Source organism: Marinobacter gelidimuriae (assembly GCF_000372805.1).
Taxonomy (GTDB): domain Bacteria; phylum Pseudomonadota; class Gammaproteobacteria; order Pseudomonadales; family Oleiphilaceae; genus Marinobacter; species Marinobacter gelidimuriae.
The window spans coordinates 1-20,739 of the sequence record NZ_KB889907.1 but is presented as its reverse complement, the minus strand read 5'-3'; the positions used below and the strand labels follow the sequence as shown (position 1 = coordinate 20,739).

The 20,739-nt window shown below is 54.6% G+C and carries 21 protein-coding genes, 4 pseudogenes and 2 riboswitches; of the genes and pseudogenes, 14 read left to right on the top strand and 11 right to left on the bottom strand.

What is annotated here, in order from left to right:
- Positions 1-10: 10 nt before the first annotated feature.
- Positions 11-988 (bottom strand): IS1595 family transposase, encoded by a 978-nt coding sequence (locus A3OI_RS22105; protein WP_177313710.1) that lies wholly within the window; start codon positions 986-988, stop codon positions 11-13.
- A 103-nt stretch (positions 989-1,091) separates the two neighbouring features.
- Here A3OI_RS22105 and A3OI_RS20270 point away from each other — a divergent pair.
- The 3 genes and pseudogenes from A3OI_RS20270 to A3OI_RS22100 form a co-directional block, all read left to right on the top strand.
- Positions 1,092-1,448: pseudogene (locus A3OI_RS20270) on the top strand (hydrolase or metal-binding protein); the annotation flags it as partial.
- A 395-nt stretch (positions 1,449-1,843) separates the two neighbouring features.
- Positions 1,844-2,488 carry a class I SAM-dependent DNA methyltransferase gene (locus A3OI_RS20265; protein ID WP_018404782.1) on the top strand — a complete coding sequence of 215 codons (645 nt, stop codon included), beginning with the start codon at positions 1,844-1,846 and terminating at the stop codon, positions 2,486-2,488.
- Between the two features lie 149 nt (positions 2,489-2,637).
- Positions 2,638-2,804 (top strand): annotated as a pseudogene (locus tag A3OI_RS22100) (transposase); the annotation flags it as partial.
- 109 nt (positions 2,805-2,913) lie between these two features.
- Here the strand turns inward: A3OI_RS22100 and A3OI_RS20260 are convergent.
- From A3OI_RS20260 to A3OI_RS0113435, 5 genes and pseudogenes are all read right to left on the bottom strand, one after another.
- The gene (locus A3OI_RS20260; protein ID WP_228702985.1) at positions 2,914-4,050 is read right to left on the bottom strand and encodes a diguanylate cyclase; all 1,137 of its coding nucleotides are present in this window, start codon (positions 4,048-4,050) and stop codon (positions 2,914-2,916) included.
- 280 nt (positions 4,051-4,330) lie between these two features.
- Positions 4,331-4,567, bottom strand: a complete 237-nt coding sequence (locus tag A3OI_RS23955; protein ID WP_228702984.1) for a hypothetical protein — start codon at positions 4,565-4,567, stop codon at positions 4,331-4,333.
- Positions 4,552-5,244 carry an alpha-amylase family glycosyl hydrolase gene (locus A3OI_RS20255; protein WP_228702983.1) on the bottom strand — a complete coding sequence of 231 codons (693 nt, stop codon included), beginning with the start codon at positions 5,242-5,244 and terminating at the stop codon, positions 4,552-4,554. The genes A3OI_RS23955 and A3OI_RS20255 overlap by 16 nt, the downstream gene beginning before the upstream one ends.
- Positions 5,241-5,405, bottom strand: coding sequence for a hypothetical protein (locus A3OI_RS23950; RefSeq protein ID WP_228702982.1), 165 nt, complete (start codon positions 5,403-5,405; stop codon positions 5,241-5,243). Before A3OI_RS23950 ends, A3OI_RS20255 begins: the two co-directional genes overlap by 4 nt.
- A gap of 32 nt (positions 5,406-5,437) precedes the next feature.
- A pseudogene (locus tag A3OI_RS0113435) lies at positions 5,438-5,845 on the bottom strand (trehalose-6-phosphate synthase); the annotation flags it as partial.
- Between the two features lie 239 nt (positions 5,846-6,084).
- Between A3OI_RS0113435 and A3OI_RS24495 the strand changes: the two are divergent.
- A complete protein-coding gene (locus A3OI_RS24495) occupies positions 6,085-6,897 on the top strand; it encodes an MFS transporter (RefSeq protein ID WP_323806886.1) in 813 nt (270 codons plus the stop codon).
- Entirely contained in the window at positions 6,816-7,289 is a 474-nt protein-coding gene (locus A3OI_RS24490; protein WP_323806885.1) for an MFS transporter, read from the top strand. The genes A3OI_RS24495 and A3OI_RS24490 overlap by 82 nt, the downstream gene beginning before the upstream one ends.
- A 72-nt stretch (positions 7,290-7,361) precedes the next feature.
- Here the strand turns inward: A3OI_RS24490 and A3OI_RS24710 are convergent.
- Together A3OI_RS24710 and rlmF are read right to left on the bottom strand one after the other, a co-directional pair.
- A pseudogene (locus tag A3OI_RS24710) lies at positions 7,362-8,207 on the bottom strand (histone deacetylase family protein).
- A gap of 449 nt (positions 8,208-8,656) precedes the next feature.
- Complete coding sequence (rlmF, locus tag A3OI_RS0113415; protein WP_018404777.1) at positions 8,657-9,610, bottom strand: 23S rRNA (adenine(1618)-N(6))-methyltransferase RlmF; 954 nt, start codon at positions 9,608-9,610, stop codon at positions 8,657-8,659.
- 222 nt (positions 9,611-9,832) lie between these two features.
- On the opposite strand from rlmF, the gene A3OI_RS0113410 reads away from it, so the two are divergent.
- The 3 genes from A3OI_RS0113410 (at position 9,833) to A3OI_RS0113405 (ending at position 11,015) form a co-directional block, all read left to right on the top strand.
- Complete coding sequence (locus A3OI_RS0113410; RefSeq protein WP_014873018.1) at positions 9,833-10,153, top strand: HigA family addiction module antitoxin; 321 nt, start codon at positions 9,833-9,835, stop codon at positions 10,151-10,153.
- Between the two features lie 70 nt (positions 10,154-10,223).
- Positions 10,224-10,430, top strand: coding sequence for a hypothetical protein (locus A3OI_RS22095; protein ID WP_081622932.1), 207 nt, complete (start codon positions 10,224-10,226; stop codon positions 10,428-10,430).
- 177 nt (positions 10,431-10,607) lie between these two features.
- Positions 10,608-11,015, top strand: a complete 408-nt coding sequence (locus tag A3OI_RS0113405) for a nuclear transport factor 2-like protein (protein WP_018404776.1) — start codon at positions 10,608-10,610, stop codon at positions 11,013-11,015.
- On the opposite strand, the gene ltaE is transcribed toward A3OI_RS0113405, so the two are convergent.
- Positions 10,984-12,000, bottom strand: coding sequence for a low-specificity L-threonine aldolase (gene ltaE, locus A3OI_RS0113400; protein ID WP_018404775.1), 1,017 nt, complete (start codon positions 11,998-12,000; stop codon positions 10,984-10,986). The two genes, A3OI_RS0113405 and ltaE, sit on opposite strands and share 32 nt — an antisense overlap.
- Positions 12,001-12,074: 74 nt before the next feature.
- Positions 12,075-12,908, bottom strand: coding sequence for a M90 family metallopeptidase (locus A3OI_RS0113395; RefSeq protein WP_018404774.1), 834 nt, complete (start codon positions 12,906-12,908; stop codon positions 12,075-12,077).
- Between the two features lie 64 nt (positions 12,909-12,972).
- Between A3OI_RS0113395 and A3OI_RS0113390 the strand changes: the two genes are divergently transcribed.
- From A3OI_RS0113390 to A3OI_RS0113380, 3 genes are all read left to right on the top strand, one after another.
- Positions 12,973-13,644 carry an SDR family oxidoreductase gene (locus A3OI_RS0113390; protein ID WP_018404773.1) on the top strand — a complete coding sequence of 224 codons (672 nt, stop codon included), beginning with the start codon at positions 12,973-12,975 and terminating at the stop codon, positions 13,642-13,644.
- An 80-nt stretch (positions 13,645-13,724) separates the two neighbouring features.
- Complete coding sequence (locus A3OI_RS0113385; protein WP_026224203.1) at positions 13,725-14,399, top strand: spermine/spermidine synthase domain-containing protein; 675 nt, start codon at positions 13,725-13,727, stop codon at positions 14,397-14,399.
- Between the two features lie 100 nt (positions 14,400-14,499).
- Positions 14,500-15,477, top strand: coding sequence for a peptidoglycan DD-metalloendopeptidase family protein (locus tag A3OI_RS0113380; protein ID WP_018404771.1), 978 nt, complete (start codon positions 14,500-14,502; stop codon positions 15,475-15,477).
- A 204-nt stretch (positions 15,478-15,681) separates the two neighbouring features.
- Here A3OI_RS0113380 and A3OI_RS0113375 read toward each other — a convergent pair whose 3' ends face one another.
- The gene (locus A3OI_RS0113375; RefSeq protein ID WP_018404770.1) at positions 15,682-17,121 is read right to left on the bottom strand and encodes a sodium:solute symporter family protein; all 1,440 of its coding nucleotides are present in this window, start codon (positions 17,119-17,121) and stop codon (positions 15,682-15,684) included.
- Positions 17,122-17,231: 110 nt separating this feature from the next.
- A riboswitch (TPP riboswitch) is annotated at positions 17,232-17,340 on the bottom strand.
- A gap of 89 nt (positions 17,341-17,429) precedes the next feature.
- Positions 17,430-17,526: riboswitch (TPP riboswitch) on the top strand.
- Between the two features lie 47 nt (positions 17,527-17,573).
- On the opposite strand from A3OI_RS0113375, the gene A3OI_RS0113370 reads away from it, so the two are divergent.
- The 3 genes from A3OI_RS0113370 (at position 17,574) to A3OI_RS0113360 (ending at position 20,560) form a co-directional block, all read left to right on the top strand.
- Entirely contained in the window at positions 17,574-18,347 is a 774-nt protein-coding gene (locus A3OI_RS0113370) for a 3-oxoacyl-ACP reductase (protein WP_018404769.1), read from the top strand.
- Entirely contained in the window at positions 18,347-19,663 is a 1,317-nt protein-coding gene (locus tag A3OI_RS0113365; protein ID WP_018404768.1) for an LLM class flavin-dependent oxidoreductase, read from the top strand. The genes A3OI_RS0113370 and A3OI_RS0113365 overlap by 1 nt, the downstream gene beginning before the upstream one ends.
- A gap of 96 nt (positions 19,664-19,759) precedes the next feature.
- Complete coding sequence (locus A3OI_RS0113360; protein ID WP_018404767.1) at positions 19,760-20,560, top strand: thiazole synthase; 801 nt, start codon at positions 19,760-19,762, stop codon at positions 20,558-20,560.
- The last annotated feature ends 179 nt before the right edge of the window (positions 20,561-20,739 follow it).

Below are 20,739 nucleotides of genomic sequence, written 5' to 3'. Positions count from 1 at the left end.
CGCGCTTCGGTCAGTTCTTGCGAGATGCGCTGCCACAACCCAGAGTTGTGCATCCTTGGCCAAACAAACGATTTGACGGTATACACTCAAGATAGGAGCCGTATGCGTTAGTAGCGCACGTACGGATCTGTGCAGGGGGTGCCGGGTGACCGGCATTCCTACTGCGACCGGTTGCAACACCATGAAAGCGCTGGATCCAGCATTTGAGGCGCTGGTGGTAGTTGTTTACACCTTGGATGTGGAATGCAGCCTCCTTTACCCTTTCACCAGCACTGACGTTGAGCACCTTGTGATGTAGATGATGTTTGTTGGCCAGGGACTCAAAGGTCAAATGCGCATCCGTGCAAAGCACGATGTCTTGGCTCAATAGCGGGAGTAGGTGTTGTTCGACATTTTTAAGCGTGAAGTGTTTGAAAACAAAGTCAGCCTCGCTGGAATTTCGATCTCTAGCCACCAGTACCGGCACCCACTTTGCGGCTTTTTTGTTGTCATTGCCGCGTTTTCGAACGGGACGTTCGATGATTTTGCGCTGGCCTTTGAAAGACTCGCAAAACAGTGTCTGATCGGCCTCAACAATGCCGGAGAGCGCTTTCGCATTGAGATAGTCCGCAAGTTTCAGGAAGCGGTGGCGCCAGTGAAATGAAGTATCTAAACGAATTTTGCACCTGCGAGCAGCTGTACGCAGCGCTTCAGAATTGAGCATGGACGTAGCGTATTCCATCCACAGCTCTCGCTTGCGTAGGCAGGCCAAGGGAGTTCCTGTCAGAGCAGTGAACGTTTTAGTGCAGCCGCGACAGCGATAGCGTTGCAACCCTTTGAGGATACCCCAGCGATAGACTTTATCGTGGTTGCATGTTGGGCACTTGAGCTGAGATTGTAGCCGCTGCTCCAAGTGCTCGATAATGGCGGGAATGGCTTTAGGGTGCTGTAAATGTTCAAGAAGTTGATGGCGCTGGCAGGGGCTAAGAGAATCAATGACAGCTGTCATTGATCGAAATCGTTCTGTTTCATCAGGGACCTCCGGCATTTTCTGGGGTTGTGATGGTAAGTTTAGAACAGTTTCAACAGTTAACCGGAACATAGCCGGTTCGCTGGCGTGCATGCCGTTGGAACTGAAGCTGAGAGGGAAAAGCACGACGTAGAGTCATCGAACGCCGATCTACTATGTGGATCTGGTGACCAAGGAAGGATTGTCACTGCAGGAAGCGGTGGCTGAAGCACGAGAAAAAGCCCGGCAGATGAGGGAGGAGGGCGTTGATCAGGCTGCGCTGGATACGGCGGCTGCGAAGGGATTTGGGAATGCGCTGTTTGAGTATGATGAGGATGAGATGAGCCAGGTGGCTGAAAAGTTTTATCCTGCTACTGCAGACGAGTGTTCGCTGGACAGTTCCTCTGTCGTGTCAAAACTGAGGAAAGACCTGAATTCTACTCGGTCAGCTTCTGGATAGATGTTGACGAGTGGTCCTAAACGGGCCAATCGCCTGTGTATGTTTATTTTTTGGTTGAGAAGCGCTGGCTTGGGAGTAAACCGGGTAGGGTTCATAACTCTTAGGCGCAAGCGGGCCAATAAAGAATTCAAGCGACCACATGGCCCTGTGTGTGCTAAAATAATTGGGCTAAGCTATTGTTAAACAGGAAAACAGGAAAACGCATTGAGGTGCTTGAGACGATTGATGCAAAACCACCCTATATATTCGGAAATTTTCCTAAAACTGAAATTCGCTTTCAATGTGTAAAATAAGTTTTAATTGTAACCGTATATGTGCTACTAGGCGCTGTACCGGACGTGCTTACGCACGCCGCTTATTTTCGCGTTATGTGGCATTCATTGGAGGACTAAACCATGATCAAAAAAAGCGCAGGACAAACTCTTCTGGAGAATGCATATAAGCCCACAACTCCAGCTGACAATGCAGTGTACTACGATGCTTTTGCATCCACATATGATATGGAATTCGCCGACGAGCTAGGATGGCACTATCCCGCCGCAATTGTCGAGATTTATCGTGACGCGTGCACAACAACCGATACGCCAATAGCAGATATCGGATGCGGTACCGGACTCGTGGCGAGCGCCTTGGATTTTCCACGCGAACAGATCGACGGAATTGACATTTCGGCCGAAATGCTTCGCATTGCAGAAGAAAAACAACTCTATCGCACACTATATGAAGTTGATCTTACGAAATCACTGGATCTAATCGCAAATGACTACAGGGCGGTTGTCTCTGCAGGAACTTTCACATCCGGGCATCTAGGCCCAGAACCACTTGTGGCTTTGCTCGATATAGCCCGCTCCGATGCTCTCTTTGTAATCGGTGTAAAAAAAGCGTTTTACCGGGAGGCCGGATTTGAACCTGTCCTCCGAGATATGGAAACACGCGGGCTGATTAAGAATTTGAAAGTAGCAGAGGTGCCGATGTATGCGAAAGCTGGGCATGACCACTCGGCTGACACCGCATTTGCACTGGTTTATCGCAAGTCTTGAATGTTTCATACTAGGGTCTGTTGACGTTTTCGCATAAGGCATTGAATAAAAAAGGAAAACTCGTAATATTAAGGTTCCTACGCCACCCATAAAACGAGTTCGCCATGCCCCGATTCATGCTCAGTGCTGATCACTGGTCGAAGCTAAAAGGTAATGCGGATATGGATTGGTCGTTATATCGCCACCGTCATTTGGTGGAAAATGCGTTTGCACGCTTCAAACATTTTCGTAGGCTGGCGACGCGCTATGACAAATTGAAACGCAACTATCAGAGCGTCGTCGCTATGGCTTGTGGGTTTTGTGGTTGCCGATGTAATGAAACGTCAACCGACCCTAGTGTTTTTACGTATCCCAAGTAGTAACGTATCACAATAAGGGAGTCGTCGCGTGGCTCAAGGGTGCCAGAGGGACCGGCAGTTGGCGGGCTAAGAGTGATTTTTGGCAGGCAGTGGGTTTTCCCCGGACCCGCCTGACATGCGGCCAAAGGAGACCTGATTGCGCCCTTGCAGCTTGGCCCGGTAGAGTTCCTCATCGGCCCTGGCAATGGCCTGGTCCAGGGTGACATGTTCAGCATGGCGGCTGGCGACACCGATGCTGATGGTGCATTGAATCAGCCTGCCGCGGTCATTGGTCACCAGCTGCTCAATATTGTGGCGGAAACGTTCGGCCACTTTGAGGGCTTCCGCCTCGCTCGTTTCCGGCAACAAAAGAGTGAATTCCTCACCTCCCCAGCGGGCCAGGAGGTCGCCGCGGCGCCGCGATCTATCAAGCTCGTCGGCAATTACCTTCAAGACCTTGTCGCCGACGGCATGGCCATATTGATCATTGATGTTCTTGAAACGGTCAATATCGATCATAGCCACACAGACGTTTCTGTTCTTGCGCGTGACCAGGCTCCATAGTGATTCGGCGACAGGCAGAAAACCGCGCCGATTGTTCAGGCCGGTTACCGTCGAGGCCGTAATCGAAGCGCCAACAACGGAGGCTAATGTGCCCAGCATGAAATAGCGTGCGGACTGGTTGCCCGCCACCCAGCTCGACACGCCCATGTAGAGCATCAGTACACTGAACACGGGCACAACCAGGAATGCCAGGCGCAGCGCCAGGCCCTGTTCGCCTAAGGCGAAACAGGCAGCAAAAAGCGCAAAATATGCCACGCTGATTGTCTGGAGGGTTCTGTGGAACCGTGGTTGGCGGCGCTTGGTGTTCAGAAAATTCGTCGCAAACGCCAAACCGGAGCTGGCAAAACACAGCCTCAGCAGGGGTGGCGCCCATTGTTGCCAGCCCATCGCCTCGGGCCAGAGCAGGGCCATTCCGATACCGTTGTAGGACGCGGTCATAGCTACAAAGCTGCCGGTGTAGAGCGAGTAGAACAGATAACGCCGCTGCCGAAGGCCGGCGAACAGCACAGGCTGCAGGCCGAAAGTGCAAACATGACGCCGTAGACGAAGCTGTAGAACGCCGTTTCTGACGGACACGCGGCGCAAAATGGTGTCATCGGTCGGATTGAGAACATTCGCCACCAGCCAGATCGCACCGGAATTGATACCTCTGGTTAACACGCTGGACTCAGGGTACTTCAGGACAGTGGGATTCCCGCGAATCAGGGACTGAACCCCGTCAACGGAGAGCGCCTCTTCTTATTCAGCGAGAAATGCCATCCGATCGACCATTGCGCCCTGGTACACGGTTCGAGCGTCAATGACCGGCACTGATCCGTCATCGGCAGCTGATTCAGCCAGCGCGCACGTTGTCAGGTTCACAATGGTCAGAAGAAAAATGAGGGGCCAATGCGGTCGCACTTAACTGTTCATCCGTTAATGTCGTTTTCGTAGAATATAATTAAATTGCCGACATGTCATATCTGGCGTCATCGTTCTGCATGAGCGCGTCGTAGAAGGTGCGGGTGAGCTGGTAGATTGCGCCAACGCTGTGGATATTGGCCGCCGAGCGCCGCATGATCGGGTCTGCACTGCGAGCATCAATGTTATCAATAAGCACTCGGATTTTTTCATCCGGCAGCACACCTTCGACGTCCGGAATACAGATTCCGTCGTGGGTATCTAATACGGTAACCATGTTGCGTGGGCACATTCGCAGCCAGTTTTCAGGTACACGCTGTTTGCGTCCAGCAGCGAGTAGAGCAAAAGGGGCGGCAGAGCAAAGCCGTAGGGGTGCATGTTGCGTCGGCCGATCGCGTATTGATAACTGGTGTGATCGTGGACTTCCGGCAGGCATTCCGCGCCGTGTTTCAGGGCCACTTCGTTAATCCAGTCGAGTAACCGATAGACATCGGGCTCCACCAGAAAGCAGCTGGTTCCAATACGTTTGGTGGTGTAACCAAAGGCATCGAGCCTCAGCAGGTTTACACCTTTTGAGGTGAGAAAGCCGATATAGCTTTCCATCAGGCGGTAAGCCTGGTCGGACTCGTAATTGAGATCAATCTGCTGGTCGATGAAGGTGCACCAGACCCGGGTTTTTGTGCCATCCGCAAGCGTCACTTCCCGGAAGGGTTCTTTCTCTTTGCGGATATGAATCTTGGCCATGTCATCCGGGGATATCTCGCCGAACTTGTCGACATGAACAAGCAGGTCGGCATACTCCGAATCGAAGCCATGGGCGATGAAATCCCTAAACTCGGGAGGCTCGTCAGAGATATGGTTCACCGTCAGGTCGACACATAGGTCGTACTTTTTCGTGAAGGCTTCAATGTCGTCCCAGGTACCAAAATCCGGATCCACTGCCTTGTGAGTCAAGGGCGAAAACCCGCCATCGGCATTGGAGGGAAAAACGGCAGGATATGCAGCCCTCCAATGGCCTGTGACAGGTGTTTGTCGACGACTGTGTAGAGGTCTTTCAGGTCATTGCCAATTCGGTCTGGGTAGCAAATCAGCTGCACGGCATTTTTTAACAGCATGTGTCTGGCTCCTGGATTGGGTGAAGGTCAGATCAGGCCGCGCAATGACCTATGGGCAAAATCTTGTTTAATTTTGTCGCGCGTCGCCGTTCAACCTCATTGATAAACTCCTGCCTCCAATACTCGATGTCATAACGGCAAACCACTTCGAAGGCTTCGCTCAGTCGATTCCGGGCGTCGCTTCGGCTGATCGCCAATGCGTAGCAGCAGGTATCGGCCAGGTCCTGCGGGTGGTGCGGATTCGCCAGAATGGCTCCGCGCAGTTCCGCCGCAGCGCCGGCAAATTCAGACAGCACCAGTACGCCACTGCCTTGGGTTAAGCCCTGGGTTGCGATGTATTCTTTTGCGACCAGGTCCAGGCCATCCCGCAGCGGCGTAATCCACATCACATCGGCCATGGTGTAATAGGCCACCAGTTCTTCAAAGGGCAGGCGGTGGTAGAGTATAAGTCTTTCCTTATGTCCAGGCGTTCAGCAAAACATGGCGTAGAGATGGGACTCTAGCGTGGGCAAAGCTTTGCTGAACTAGGGGACCCTACAAACTACCAATGCAGTTTTCATACCGGAAGTCGGTGGCAACACCGGTATTCTGCCCATGAAGTTCGAAAATACCTAATGTGATCATAGTGATACAGAAATTTCTGTGCATGCCTAGCTCTTGCAGGATTCACAGCACACACGTGATCACAAAGGCGGTGCATAAAGACAAGAACAACCCCCAAGTGCTTGCAGGCCGCGGGCAACACGCCCCAAACGCAAGGCTAAGTCAGGAGGTTCCTATCTGGTCTCTTATGCGCCCCATTGGTGCGATTCTGGGCAGCGTCGCACTATTACAGCTCGGCAGTGGTCTGCTCAACACGTTGCTGGCTGTGACCGCCGACGGTCAGAGGTTATCAACAATCTGGATCGGCTTTATTATGTCCGGCTTCTTCGTCGGCTTTGCTTGCGGCATATTCGTCAGCGGTCGCCTGATCCGGCGTATAGGGCATATCCGCACCTTTGCCTTCTGCGCGGCACTTTGCGCCACCATCGCGCTCCTGCATGTCATTTGGGTGAATCCCTGGGTCTGGTTACTGCTGAGATTTTGCTACGGCGTCGCCTTTGTCACTCTGATGACAGTCACTGAAAGCTGGCTCAATACCCGGGCCGCCAGGGAAGAGCGCGGCCGCGTTTTTGCGCTTTATATGGTTGTTACTCTCGGGGCTATCGCTCTGGCGCAGCAGCTCCTGCGTCTAAACTCCGGGGAAGTGTTCGTGCTGTTTTCCCTGTCTGCCATATTGATCTGCTGGGCGCTTCTGCCAATAACGATCACCAGCCGCAGCCAGCCCGTGATTCCGGATCGGGCGAAAAGCAGCCTGAAAAAGTTGATACAGTTTGCGCCGCTTGCGGTTGCGACGTCGGGGGTGCGCTTTTGCAGATCCCGATCGGCCGCTTTTCCGACACCCATGATCGCCGCAAGGTTCTTATCTGTGTTGCAGCTCTGGCTGCAGTGATGTGTTTGATAATGCCGCTGGCGCAAAGCCAGAGGATGTTGATGATTACGTTCTTTGTCTGGGGCGGCCTGTCTTTTTCTCTTTATCCGCTGGGTGTGGCGCAGTTGCTTGATCAATTGCACCCGGATGAGGTGGTCTCGGGATCAACCGATATGCTGGTGTTGCATGGCGCCGGTTCTGCCCTGGCTCCTTTGTTTGTGGGCGTTATCATGAATCTGGTGGGTACTCAGGGTATGCCGCTTTATATGGCGGGCATCCTCTTTTTACTGACCGGCTATGCGGTTTATCAGGTCAGACATGTGTCAGTTCTGACCGCAGGGGAGCATGCGCATTTTGAGCCCATGATGCAGACGTCGCATGAGATTGTTGGAATGATCGAAAAAGAAGGTTAACGACTGCTCGCCCGCTCTTCCTGCAGCTTGGCCCGAACGTTCATCAACACGTTGCCGTGCCAGGCTGAAAATCTATTCTTCGTCGCTGAAAGCCGACCGGTGGAACTCTGCGGCTTCTTCTGCTTCCTTGACACCCGCTTCCCAGAGTTTGGGTACGTCGCCACCCGTCAGCACCTCAAGCACCGCGTGAACACCTTTGGCCAGCGAGGAAAGGTTGTACCCACCCTCCAGACAGAACGAACGCGAGCTTGCCCTCGCAGTGCGTGTCAGCAATGTCCTGAACAATTCTGGTCAGCACTTTAAAACCGTCATAGGTGAGGTTCATCGCCATATCGTTGCGGTGGGGGTCAAACCCCGCCGAGACCAGCACCAGATCCGGTTTGAAGTGCTCGGCGGCGGGCACCAGTATGTCTCGGAAGACTTTTTCGAATGCAATGTCGCCGGCGGTTTCCGGAAGGGGGACGTTGATGGTGTAACCTTCACCCAGGCCAACACCCACCTCTTCAATCAGACCAGATCCGGGATAAAACGGTGCGGCGCAATGGGTGTCGAAGAACAGCACATCCGAGTCTGCCCAGAAAATATCCTGGGTGCCATTGCCGTGGTGCGCATCCCAGTCAATGATCAGGACACGTTCACAGCCCAGCTTTGCCTGGGCATGGGCGGCCGCTACGGCAACGTTGTTCAATAGGCAGAAGCCCCGTGCACGCACGGGCTCGGCGTGATGCCCCGGCGGGCGCACAAGGGCGAAGGCGCTTTGATCGCCGCCAACCGGCCCGGATGTTCAGGATAGCTCCATTTAAAATCCAGTCCCTGGAGAATAGTCCTGACTCGCTTTTCTACCCGGCCAGGAATGAACGGCAGGTCCAACTCGGGCTCCACCCACACATCGTCAATTATTCCCGACCTGTAAACCAACGCTTCCGCCTGTTCCCAGATTCCCTGACTGTGCCACACATAGATATAACCCATTCCGACGAGGCCGGCATCCGGGTTCTCCGCCACAGTCCAGTAGCTTATTATCGTCGCCCAGTGAGGAGCGCAGTACGTTCAGGAGCCGCTTATGTTCATTCTTCCTGAGATTCTGCGGTGGTGCTCCAGAGACATGCAATGCCAGTTTGGCGAGGAACCCCACGAGCACCGGAAGGTCCTCTTCACGTGCTTCCCGAAGAACAAACTCCTTTGAAGATTAATCGGAGTCGTATCTCGCCATTTACCTTTATCAAAGCTCTTCAGCCAGCTTAGTCTCTTTTGCAAGGAGTTGCTGTGCCACCTTGGGGTTGGCAGCAACTCAACATGCGACAGAAGAAGTGGCGCAGCGTTTCAAACGTTGCGCCCGCCGGGGCAACTGTTTTCTGGCGCAAGATTTAGATAAATGTCCAAGCCAATATTCTCGTGGTTTTATTGCCCTGCTTCATTTCTATTTCCCGTACGTCAATTGCGCCAAGCTTAAGAATCAGTTTTTTTGCCGGCTTTACATTGTCAATTTTCGAAACCAGGCTTGTAAACCAGCGGCATTGAGTTGAAAAAACCTGGCTTTCTTTTATCAGTTTTTTAAGGAACAGTCGTTCGCCACCTTTACACCATAGCTCGGCTCCCAGGCCGCCAAAATTAAGAGTGGAAGACGTGGTTTTTTGCTCACCGCGGTTACGAGCAAGGTTGTTAATTTTACGCTGGCTGCCTGTTAGAGCTTCCTCTTGCGACGCATGAAACGGCGGGTTGCATACACTGACATCAAAGAATTCCCCGGTTTGAATGATTCCTTCAAAAATGTGATTTTTATCGTGTTGCGTGCGCAGTGTGAAACGGTCTTTTAGCGTGGGGTTATTAGCGATAATCAAGGCTACGTTTTCAAGTGACTGACGGTTAATATCACTACCCACACACTGCCAATCGTATATCTGGCACGCTAATAGCGGGTATATCCCATTCGCACCCGTTCCTATATCAAGTAACGAAATGTTGGGCTGGGTATTAGCCTGGTTTGTCGTAGGCTCGCCAACGCCAAGCAACTCGGCTATGTAATGGATGTAGTCGGCTCTGCCCGGAATGGGTGGACAAAGAGCACCCTCTGGAATATTCCAATCAATAACGCTGTAATATTGCTTTAATAGCGCGGTATTCAGGGCTTTTACAGCCAGTGGGTCTGCGAATTCTATGGAAAGGTTGCCGTAAGTGTTTTTATGCACATAGGGGGCTAGTGGCGGACAGCTTTTTACAAGCGATGGAAAATCATAGCCCTGCTTGTGCAGATTTCTCGGGTGCAGACCTTTGCGATTAGGCTTGGTTTGGTTATGTTCACGTCGGTAAAGTGTGCTCACAGTAATATATCCGAAGTTTAGAATTTAAAAGTGAAGCGAAGCCGCCGTCGCGTGACCATCAATTGACATGTGTAACGTGACAAATTACACTCGCGTTCCGCGATCGAAACTTGGCAGGCAGGAGCAGCAAACGTTTTCGATAACTGACCAGTGGCGTAATTGTTTCTCTTTTGACGATGGTAATACGTACAAGGTCATATGCAACGATCACTGGGAGAGATAATGACGATGGCTATTCCTGATACTGGCAGTATGCAGCACAAGCCGACCCATCCTGGTGAAATGTTAAGAGAGGATTTTATCCCAGACTACGACTTAACGGTTGCTGGATTGGCTGAATCTTTGGGGGTATCTCGCCAGTCCGTCAATGAGCTGCTGCGAGAGCGCCGTGCGGTCAGCCCTGAAATGGCACTACGGCTTGCGCGTTTGTTTGGTAATTCTCCGGAGTTTTGGCTGAATGCGCAGCGCGCTGTTGATTTGTGGACTGCAGCGTTATCGGTCAAGGAAGAAGTTGACCGAATCACACCGCTAGACGCTGCGTAAACAGTTCGTGCAGCGAGATTAGACATTGTTGAAATGGACAGATAAACCAACATTTAACCGAGAGAATACTATGAGCAAGAAACCCGCAAAAGATTCAGTAACAACGGCCTCAATTGAAGAGCAAACAGCGGCTTTTTTAAAGGCTGGCGGAGCGGTTCATTATGTCGTTAAAGGTAAAAGTGGGCAAATTGCCCCTGTAGGCCCAAAGCCGGTCAGCCCAAAGCCGGTCAGCCCAAAGCCGGTTAGCCCAAAAAAGACTGATGAGTCAGGTGCTTGACACTGAAGTACTGTGCAATATCATCAACAAGGCATTGCTTTTTTGCCGCGCTTTGGGGTGGCTCTTATGCTTTACCCCAGAGCCTTGCTGCCTAAAAAACGCTTTCTGAAGCAGCGTTAAAGCTGACTAAGTTTCTGGGCATTCAAACCATCCCCGTATTAGAAGTGGAGTCTATTGATGAAGCCAAAAGGCATCGTGGCGCAGTTCGTTGCTGATATCCAAGCCCAGCGTTTTGATGAGGCAAAGGCCTTGCTGGTTACGGACGGATTTGAATATGTTGGGCCAAATATGCGTTTCGTGAACCCGGATGACTTGATGGCCTATCAGTTCGGGATGGTCGCCATTCAGAAAGACCTGATTCTCCGTCAGCTCAGTGCCGATGAGGAGCAGGTGTTCGCAATTCTGGATTACCGGACCAATTTTGAACCGATTGGCGATGTACGGCTGGCAGTCTGGTTTAGTGTTCTAGGCGACAAAATCCAAAAGGTTGAAGCTTTCTATAATGCGGCCGTCGTTGAAAACATGTTGGGGGGCAACCTCCCCCAGTCGACGGTTAAGGCTGCTGCTGATAAAACCGTTGAATAGCTGTTATTAGCTGTTTTACATCGTTGTTATCAACGTCACGGTGGGTCACGAAGCGAATAGGCTCACCGGCGGTGATGAGAACCCCTTGGCTTGCCAGATAATCGCGCAGCGCCGCGGCTTTGCCCGAGCGGCAGCGGGCGTAAACGATGTTGGTCTGGGTGCGGCTCGGGTCAATTTCCAGTTCTGAAATGGCGGCAAGCCCGGTGCTCAGGCATTGGGCGTTTTCATGGTCTTCTTGCAGTCGCAGTGGCCCTTGCTCCAGGGCGATGCGCCCGGCTGCTGCCAGTATGCCAGCCTGGCGCATGCCGCCGCCGAGCATTTTGCGCAGGCGTGTTGCTCGCTCAATAAAGGCTGTTGAACCCAACAACAGTGACCCCACTGGTGCGCCCAATCCCTTCGACAGGCAAACGCTGACGGAATCGTAGTGTTTGGTTATGTCCGTTACATCACAGTCTGATTTTACCGCTGCGTTAAATACCCGGGCTCCGTCCAGATGAAGCTGCAACCGGTGGTCATCGCAAAAGGCGCGAGCCTGGCGTTGATAGTCCAGTGATAGCACTTTGCCGCCGATGGTGTTTTCCAGCGATAGCAGGCGCGTTATGGCGAAATGAAAGTCACCGGGTTTTATCGCTGCGCGGGCCTTGTCGAGGTTGATGCTGCCGTCGGGCTCATTCTCGATGGGCTGAGGTTGCACGCTTCCAAGTACGGCGGCGCCGCCGCCTTCGTAGCGATAGTTGTGCGCTGACTGGCCACACAGGTATTCGTCGCCGCGACCGCAGTGGCTCATAATAGCCAGCAGGTTGGCCTGGGTGCCGCTGGCCGTAAACAGGGCAGATTCGAAGCCCAGCCGCTCGGCTGCATAGGCTTGTAGGTTGTTCACTGTCGGGTCTTCACCGTAAACATCGTCGCCAACCTCCGCGTAGGCCATGGCCTCGCGCATTTCCCGGGTAGGGCGGGTAACGGTGTCACTGCGGAAATCAATCATGGTGGCGCTCTTTTGCATCATCGCTAATGTGTGAAATAGGTCGTGGCATTCTACAGCGAAAGGCAGGCGGCGATTCAACCTTCGTGGCGGCTGAAGTCTATGGGGTCCAGCCGATAAAAACCGCGCAGTGCGTCGTAAACGTCCGGTTGTTCGGCTTTCAGATGTTTTGGCTGCTGAAAAAAGGCTTCTGTAAGCACCGCAAAAAACTCGGCGGGCTTGGTGGCGCCGTACGGGTCAAGCCAGCTTTTCTGATGATGCCGCAAGCTGGATCGCAGGTTCTCATACGCTTTGGTCATGGTTTGTTGCCACACTTGGGCTTGCTCGCCGCTCAGCGGCGGCGCACCGTCTGCAGTGCCGTCCAGGTAGTCCAGTTGGTGGGCGAACTCATGAAGAATAACGTTGTGCGGGCCGTCTGAATTCATCGCGCCTTCTTCGCATTCAGACCACGCCAACACCACTTGCCCCCGGTTAGATGCTTCGCCCGCACGAACCTGATCGCCAACACTCACCACGATGCCATCACTCTGTGCTGTTTGTACGCGATACACATCCGGGTACACCAGAATGCTGCGAACATCGTCATAAGAAGCATAGGGGCGGGCCAGAATAAGCAGGCAGGCGTGGCCGGCAATGGTGATTTTTACCCGCTCGTCCACATGAAAACCGGCGCAGCCGTAGAATGCCTTTTCGGAAAGAAAAAGCTGAACGTATTCTTCCAGCTGCTTTTTCAGGGGCGGGGGAAGTTTTTGAGAGAGTGGCATATGGGCCCGCAGCAACGTGCGCCAGGCTTTTGGAAAAGGCTGTTGCAGTTCACGCTGTCGCCGCCAGTTGCGGTAGAAAAACAGGTAAAATATCGCGAAAGCGATGAGCGCCAGAGCAAACACGGCGAATACAAGTGGCGAAGACAATGTGGCTGTGTCCTGTCTGGAGGGCGTTTTGCCATCTTATCCTATTCATCTATGAGGTGTTGTTATGTCGAATAAACGAGTAGTGGTCATCACCGGTGCCAACCGCGGAATAGGCCTGGAGCTAGCCCGGCTTTTTGCCGCAAAGGGCTGTGAGGTGATTGGTGTGTGTCGTGAAACGTCGGCCGAGCTTACGGAAGTGGCTGCCAAGGTTGTTGATGGTGTGGAGGTTACAACCGACACCGGTGTGGAAAGGCTGATGGCCGGCTTGCAGGGCGTTCAAATCGACGTACTGATTAACAACGCGGGTCTGTTGCAGGACGAAGTACTGGGCAGCATCGATTTTGACTCCTTGCGCACCCAGATGGAGATCAATGCCTACGCACCGTTGCGAATCGCCGAAGCCCTGTTCCCGCAAATGCCTTCCGGCGGCAAGATCGCGAATATCACCAGCCGCATGGGGTCGATTGCTGATAACGACTCCGGCGGTCGCTACGGTTACCGTGCCTCCAAAGCCGCATTGAACGCGTTTGCGAAATCTCTGGCGATAGACTTGAAACCCCACGGTATCGCCGTCGCCCAGCTTCACCCGGGCTATGTGAAAACTCGCATGGTGAATTTCGGCGGGCTGATTACGCCAGAAGACTCTGCGAAAGGGTTGGTTGCGCTGATTGAAGGGCTGAATCTGGAGAATTCCGGAACCTTCTGGCACAGCAACGGCGAGCAGTTGCCTTGGTAGAGGGAACGGCGTGGTAGAGTGTTGCACCTGAATATTGCGGCGAATTCTTTGCCGGTGTGTTGACGATTTTTGAGGTTTTTATGACCCGTTTTGAACTGCTGGGTACCGCCACCATTCCGGGCAAAGGCACGGAGCTGCGCCTGCTCCAGCGCAATGATGAGTTTTCGATCAAAATTGCCGGCAAGCCCGGTGAACTGATGAACAGCCGCCTTCACGGCTCCGAAGATGCCTTGGCAACGCTCGCTTGCGAGCGGATTGCCGATTACCCCGCACCGCGCGTCCTAATTGGCGGTTTGGGCATGGGCTTTACGCTGGCAGCGGCTCTGGGCGCGCTGGGTGATAAGGCTGAAGTAACCGTGGCCGAGTTGGTGCCGGACGTAGTTGAATGGAATCGCGGGCCATTGGGCCTTGCGGCGGGTTATCCCTTAAATGATCCCAGAACGAAAGTGCACGTCGGCGACGTGGTGCAGCTGATCAAAGACTCGCCGGGCCATTATGACGCCATTTTGTTGGATATCGACAATGGTCCCGAAGGAATGACCCGTAAGGAAAATGATTGGCTGTACACCGCCCCCGGTATTGCCGCCGCCCAGGCCGCGCTGACGTCCGAAGGCATTCTGGCTTACTGGTCGGCAGGGCAAGACCCCACTTTTACCGAACGGATCAAGCGTGCCGGGCTTTCTGTTGAGCCGGTGACTGTGCGTGCCCATCGCCCCGGAAAGGGTGCTAAGCATGTCATCTGGCTGGCGTGGTAGTGGCTTTGGTTATGAGCGCTCTTTATAAGGATTCTTTGTGTGCATTCCCTATCAGTATTACGGCTTGAATTAAGGAACCCCGATTAAGGAACCCCGATTAATGTCCTGGATGGTCATGGTTACTCAGATTCTTCTTCCGGTGCTGCTGCTGTTTTGGTTTGCACGGTTTCCGGCGGCTGGCTTTCTGGCCCTTGGGCTTCAGGCGGTTTCGGTTGGCGCGGTTATTTTGGGGATAGGGCTCGCGGCTTTATGGACGATGCCGCCTTTCTGGGTGCCGTATCTTTACGGCGTTGTGTTCCTGTTGTCCACAGCTTGGCATCTTGTGCGAGGTCGCTTCCTGGGCAACGGATTTTGGCAAGCGTCAGCCGGGCCAACCACGCTGGTGCTGATGGTAGCCGGGTTCGGCTCGATCGGCGGTTATATGGGTTATCTGGCGTGGCTGGGCCGTGAACTCCCGCAGGTAGATACCGTGAATATCGCACCGCCATTCGGCGCGGGCGACTATCTGGTGGCGCAAGGGGGCTCAGGCAGCCTAGTCAATATTCACCTGCATACACTGGACGAATCGGTAGAGCGATTCCGGCCCTGGCGGGGCCAGAGCCGCGCGCTCGACATTGTACGGATTACGCCGTTTGGCCGTCATGTAGAAGGCTGGCAACCCGCTGACCCAACTCGTTATGTCACCTTCGGAACACCGGTATTAGCACCCTGTAAGGGGGAAGTCGCCAGAATTGTTGACGGTGTTCAGGACATGCAGGTTCCTGAAATGGACCCTGAGAATATAGCGGGCAATTACGTAGCTGTTGATTGCGGTGATTTCTTTGTGGTGTTGGCGCATTTGCGCCAGGGCAGCATTCATGTACAGGCCGGAGACAGTCTGGAAATTGGCGACAAGCTTGGGGAGATGGGTAATTCCGGCAATAGTTCAGAGCCGCATTTGCACGTGCATGCCCAAAGAGGCCTGCCCGAAGAGGCTCCGCTAAGTGGACAGCCACTGGCGCTGACCATCAACGGAACCTTCTATGTGAGGAACGACAGGCTCAAAGTAACCGAACCCGGGGCTTCACTGAGCCGTTAAACGCGCGGTTTTTTGTGAATCTGCAAATAACGTTTGAGGACGAACGCCGATGACGCATTTGGCGCAAACTGTTTGTATCGCCTTTTTGACGATTTTAGGGCTAGGCAACGTTATGGCGACAGAAGAAGCTGAATACACCGTTGTACTCAAGGATCAGAACTTTGAGGTGCCCAACTCAGAACAAACAGCGCTAGGCCCCTGGCATTACCCCTCCAGCTTTCGCACCCGCTGCGCCAGTACAGAGAAATCAAAGAGCTTTCCTTTTGGCAGTAGCAGCAACAATAACGACACCGCAATCGGTACAAAGGTTGCCAGCAGGAAAGATTCCAGCAAATAGGTGAGCGGCGCCCCCGGTGCGGGAAACAGCATCAACCCGGTAGCCAGACCGGCAAACGTGCTAATCGCGGCGTTGTAGCTTTGGTAACGGGCGTTGTAGAAGCCGAAAAATACCGGGAAAGCGGCAGCGCAGCACAGCAGATCGGCCAGCAGAAACAGGTAAAGCACGCTGTAGCCTTGGGCCGCCACGAACAACACCGGTACCGACAACAACACAATCAGCCAACGCGACAGCGACAGCAGGCTATGGTTGCCCAACTTGGGCAGCAGTCGGCGCAGGTCTATGACCATAATGCTGGTCAGCCCGCTGATGGTGGAGTCCGCGCTGCTCATAATCAGCGCCAGCCCGAAGGGTAACAGGCCAATGGCAAACCACACGGGCACATCCGCCAACAGCACGCTGAACAGCGCCACCGAGCCGTCACCCGGCAAGCCCAGGCCTACAAACGCCAGCCCGAACAAACCCATGATGAAAATGATGGGGAAACTTAACAGACCGCTGATGATAAAACCGTTGCGGATAACCTTGTTATCACGGGCAGCGAAGACTCGCTGCCAGGTGCCCTGGTAAAATAACCCGGTCAGCACCACCGCCAGGAAAAAAGTCAGGCCGGATTTCAGGCCGTTGATGTCCAGCGGGTTCAGCAGGTGCGGCGCCTTTTCCTGCAAGCCTTGCAGTGCCGGGGCCAGGCCACCGGTGGCCTTCCAGCCAAAACCAATCAATAGCGCCAGAAATGGCAAAATCACCAGCATTTGTATCCGGTCGGTAAAAATAGTGACCCGCAGGCCGCCGTACAGGGTGTACAGCAGGGTGGCGCCCATTACGATGCTGGCGGTTAGCCACAGAGGAACCGGCGCCAACAAAGACACCATTTTGGCAATGGCCGTCAGGCCCGCCGTCAGGCTGATAAACAGATAGAAAACCATGATCACCAGCACGAAGCCGTACATAACACGGCCATAGCGGCCGAGCACAAATTCGGTGAGGGTGTGGCCTTCGGGCATCAGTGTGCGAATGCGTTTACCAAGGGGAATCATGATCAGCCGCGGCGCCAGGGCACCCAGCGCATAACCGGTAACGGCACCAATGCCACCCCAGGTGGCGGCCTGCGCCGGGCCAAACAGAATCCAGGTACCCATGGTGGTCGCCAGCAGTGTCAGCAGGGTAGCGGAGCTGCTCTGGCTGTTGCGGGCCACCAGAAAATCGTCCAGTTTGTCCTGCTTGTGGCGGGCGTAAATCAGGCCGGGTATGGCAAAAAGTGCGGCGAATAAAATCAGCCACATAAGGGCGGTAGAGGTGCTTAGCATGGGTAAATCTTCCTTGCCGTGGCAGACGGGAGCGTCATCGCCAAAGGTGGCGAACGACCGGGATAACCGGGACAAGCCGCGGGGAAAGAAAGGAGCGCACAGGCAAGCGTAAAGCAGGCTTTTTCCTTCCCTTCGCCGGCATTACCCGGATCAGGTTCGAAGGGTTACCGCACAACGTGCGGAGTCTCAGCCATCGCAATGGCGCCCCCAGGAATGGCAATAGAGTAGGAAGTCTGTTCGTACTTGTCAAGTGCCGCTATTAATGGCGGTTTGGCCTGCATATTCGCGCAGCCGTTGTGCTATGGTCTTGGCTCGACACGGGGTGTCCTGCTTTGCAGGGCTGAGAGCACACCCGTTGAACCTGATCCAGTTCACACTGGCGAAGGGATGTCAGAAGGTGCGCCCGTACCAAATCTGTCCATTCATACCTTCGCCTCAGCCATGAGGTGTCTATGCACAAATCCATCCGTCTTGATCAACAGCTGGTTTTGATAACCGGTGCTGCCCGCGGTTTGGGGGAACACCTGGTGCGCGCGTTTTTGCGCGAGGGCGCCAGCGTTATTATCAATTATCGTAACAGCGCCGAAGCGGCGCACAAACTGGCCGCTGAAGAACCGGTACGTGCGCTTGCGGTGCAGGCTGACGTAACCGACCGCGCCGCTGTGCAGGCGATGTTTGCTCAGGCCCGGCAACATTTCGGGTTTGCGGTGACCACGGTAATCAATAATGCCTTACCGGATTTCTCATTCAACGGCGACGCCCGCCCGAACGCAGATCAGCTGACCTGGGAAAATCTGAACCAGCAGTTTGCCGGCGTGGTGGGCGGTGCGCTGAACACCACCCAAGCGGCGCTGGCCGGTATGCGCGAACTGGGTTTTGGTCGCATTGTGAATGTGGGAACCAACCTGTTCCAGAACCCGGTGGTGCCGTATCACGATTACACTGCGGGTAAAGCGGCTTTGCTGTCGCTTACCCGTACCTTGTCCCAGGATTTGGGCCCAGACAACATCACCGTTAATATGGTGTCGGGCGGCCTTCTGCGCACCACGGACGCATCGGCTGCCACGCCCGAGGCGGTGTTTGATTTCATCGCAGCCAGCACACCGTTGCGGCGGGTGACTACGCCGGCAGAGTTTGCCGATGCCACCTTGTTTTTTGCGTCACCCTGGTCGCGCTCGGTCACCGGGCAGAACCTGGTGGTAGACGGCGGGTTGGTGAAAAACTGATGACGGCTTCAGATTCACATCAACGGATGATGCACATAAACCTGTTTCTGATGGGCTGCGGCCATCATCGAGCAGCCTGGCGCCACCCGCAGTCGGCGGTGGAGCAGTTGGGAGACATTCGCTATTACGAGTGCCTGGCGCAAACCGCCGAACGCGGAAAGCTGGACGCCGTATTTTTCGCCGACAGCAATTCGGCGGGCAATGTGTCAGATGGCAGCTGGTTTTACCTGGAGCCGCTAACGGCCATGGCAGCCATGAGCCGGGCCACAGAAAAGATCGGGTTTATCAGCACCGTATCCAGCACGTTTTACACACCGTTTCACGCCGCGCGTCTGGTCGCGTCGCTGGATCATATCTCCGGCGGCCGCATTGGCTGGAACGTGGTTACTTCGATGTTTGATGTAGAAGCCCGCAACCACGGTTATGAAGCTATGCCCGGGCACGCCGAGCGCTACCGCCGCGCCGACGAGTTTGTGCAGGCGGTATTGGGATTGTGGGACTCCTGGGCTGATGACGCTTTGCGGTTTGATCGCCAGGGCCATTACGCCGACCCCGCCAAGGTGCGTCCGATAAACCACCAGGGTGAATTTTTTCGGGTAGACGGGCCGTTGAACGTACCGCGTCCGGTGCAGGGGCATCCGGTGCTGTTTCAGGCCGGCGCGTCAGCGCCCGGGCGGGAGCTGGCGGCCAGATGCGCCGAGGCGATTTACGCCGTAGCCTATGACTTGCCGGCGGCGCAAAGCTATTACCGCGATATCAAACAACGGGTAAAAGCCGCTGGCCGCGAGGTTTATGTGCCGATCTTACCGGGCTTGGTCACTTACGTGGCACCTACCGAAGCGGAAGCAAAAGCCAAGCAGCGTGAGCTTGACGAGCTGTTACCCGCGGATGCGTCTTTGCGCCAGCTGGCAATGTTTATCGGCCAGGACTGTTCGGGCTGGGATTTGGACGCACCAGTGCCAACACTTCCGCCATTGGAGGAGTTTAGCGGGCCACAGGGCCGTTACAGCACCATTTTACGCATCATCGAAACTGAACAGCCGACTCTGCGCCAGCTGTTGGGCCGGCTGGCGGCGGGGGGTGGCCACTGCACCATGGTTGGTACGCCCCAGCAGATTGCGGACAAGATGGAGCACTGGTTCCGCAACGAGGGCGCCGACGGGTTTAACCTGATGCCGCCGTCGCTGCCCGGTGGCATTGAAGACTTTATCGAGCAGGTGGTGCCGGTGCTGCAAAGTCGCGGGCTGTTTCGTACTGAATATCAGGGCAGCACTTTGCGCGAACATTTAGGGTTGGCCAGGCCTGATCATCGTTGAAACGTTATTTTTTCTGCCCAATATCAAATCACGGTACAAACACTTGCAACCGTCTCCGCTTGTGCAAGTAGGTACCCACATAAACAGGAACACAAGATGACAGAACAAACCTTGGACAAACCACTGGTGATCGCAGGGCGGCAGTTCACATCGCGCCTTATGGTGGGTACCGGCCGCTACAAAGACTACGATGAAACCGCGCGGGCACTTTACGAAAGCGGCGCCGAGGTCGTAACGTTTGCCGTGCGCCGCACCAGCATTGGTCAGAATCCCGACGAGCCTAACCTGCTGGATTTTCTGCCACCAAACCGTTACACGCTGCTGCCTAATACCGCCGGCTGTTACGATGCCCGCTCTGCGGTGCGTACCTGCAAGCTGGCCCGCGAACTGCTGGATGGCCACAATCTGGTCAAGCTGGAAGTGCTGGGCGATGAAACCACCCTTTATCCGAATGTGGTGGAAACCCTAAAAGCCGCCGAAGAGCTGATTCGTGATGGCTTTGACGTGATGGTGTACACCAGCGACGACCCCATTGTGGCGTTGGAACTGGAAAAGATCGGCTGCTGCGCGATCATGCCCCTGGGCTCGTTGATTGGCTCCGGCCTTGGCATTCAGAATCCGCACAATATTCGCCTGATCGTCGAGCGCGCCAGCGTGCCGGTGCTGGTGGATGCAGGTATTGGTGCCGCTCACGAGGCTGCTATGGCGATGGAACTGGGGTGCGATGCGGTNTTGATGAACTCGGCCATTGCNCATTCGCCAGACCCTATTGCTATGGCCCGNGCCATGCGACTGGCGGTNCAAGCCGGGCGNGAAGCATTTCTTGCCGGACGCATGCCCCGCCGCCAACTGGCAGANCCGTCATCACCGCTGGCCGGGCGCATCGCCGGCGCCTGACACCTCGATTTACAGATGTAGAGTTGACTGTTGCCAGGCTCTGTTTTATTCGCGGAGCCTGGCTGTTTAATGTCTNCTGCGTTAATCCTGATTTTCCATATTGACGGCTTGGCCTCCGCGACCTGGCGAACGGGCGCCGCCTTCGGCCTCCATTTGCACGCTGATGCGCGGTGCGGCCA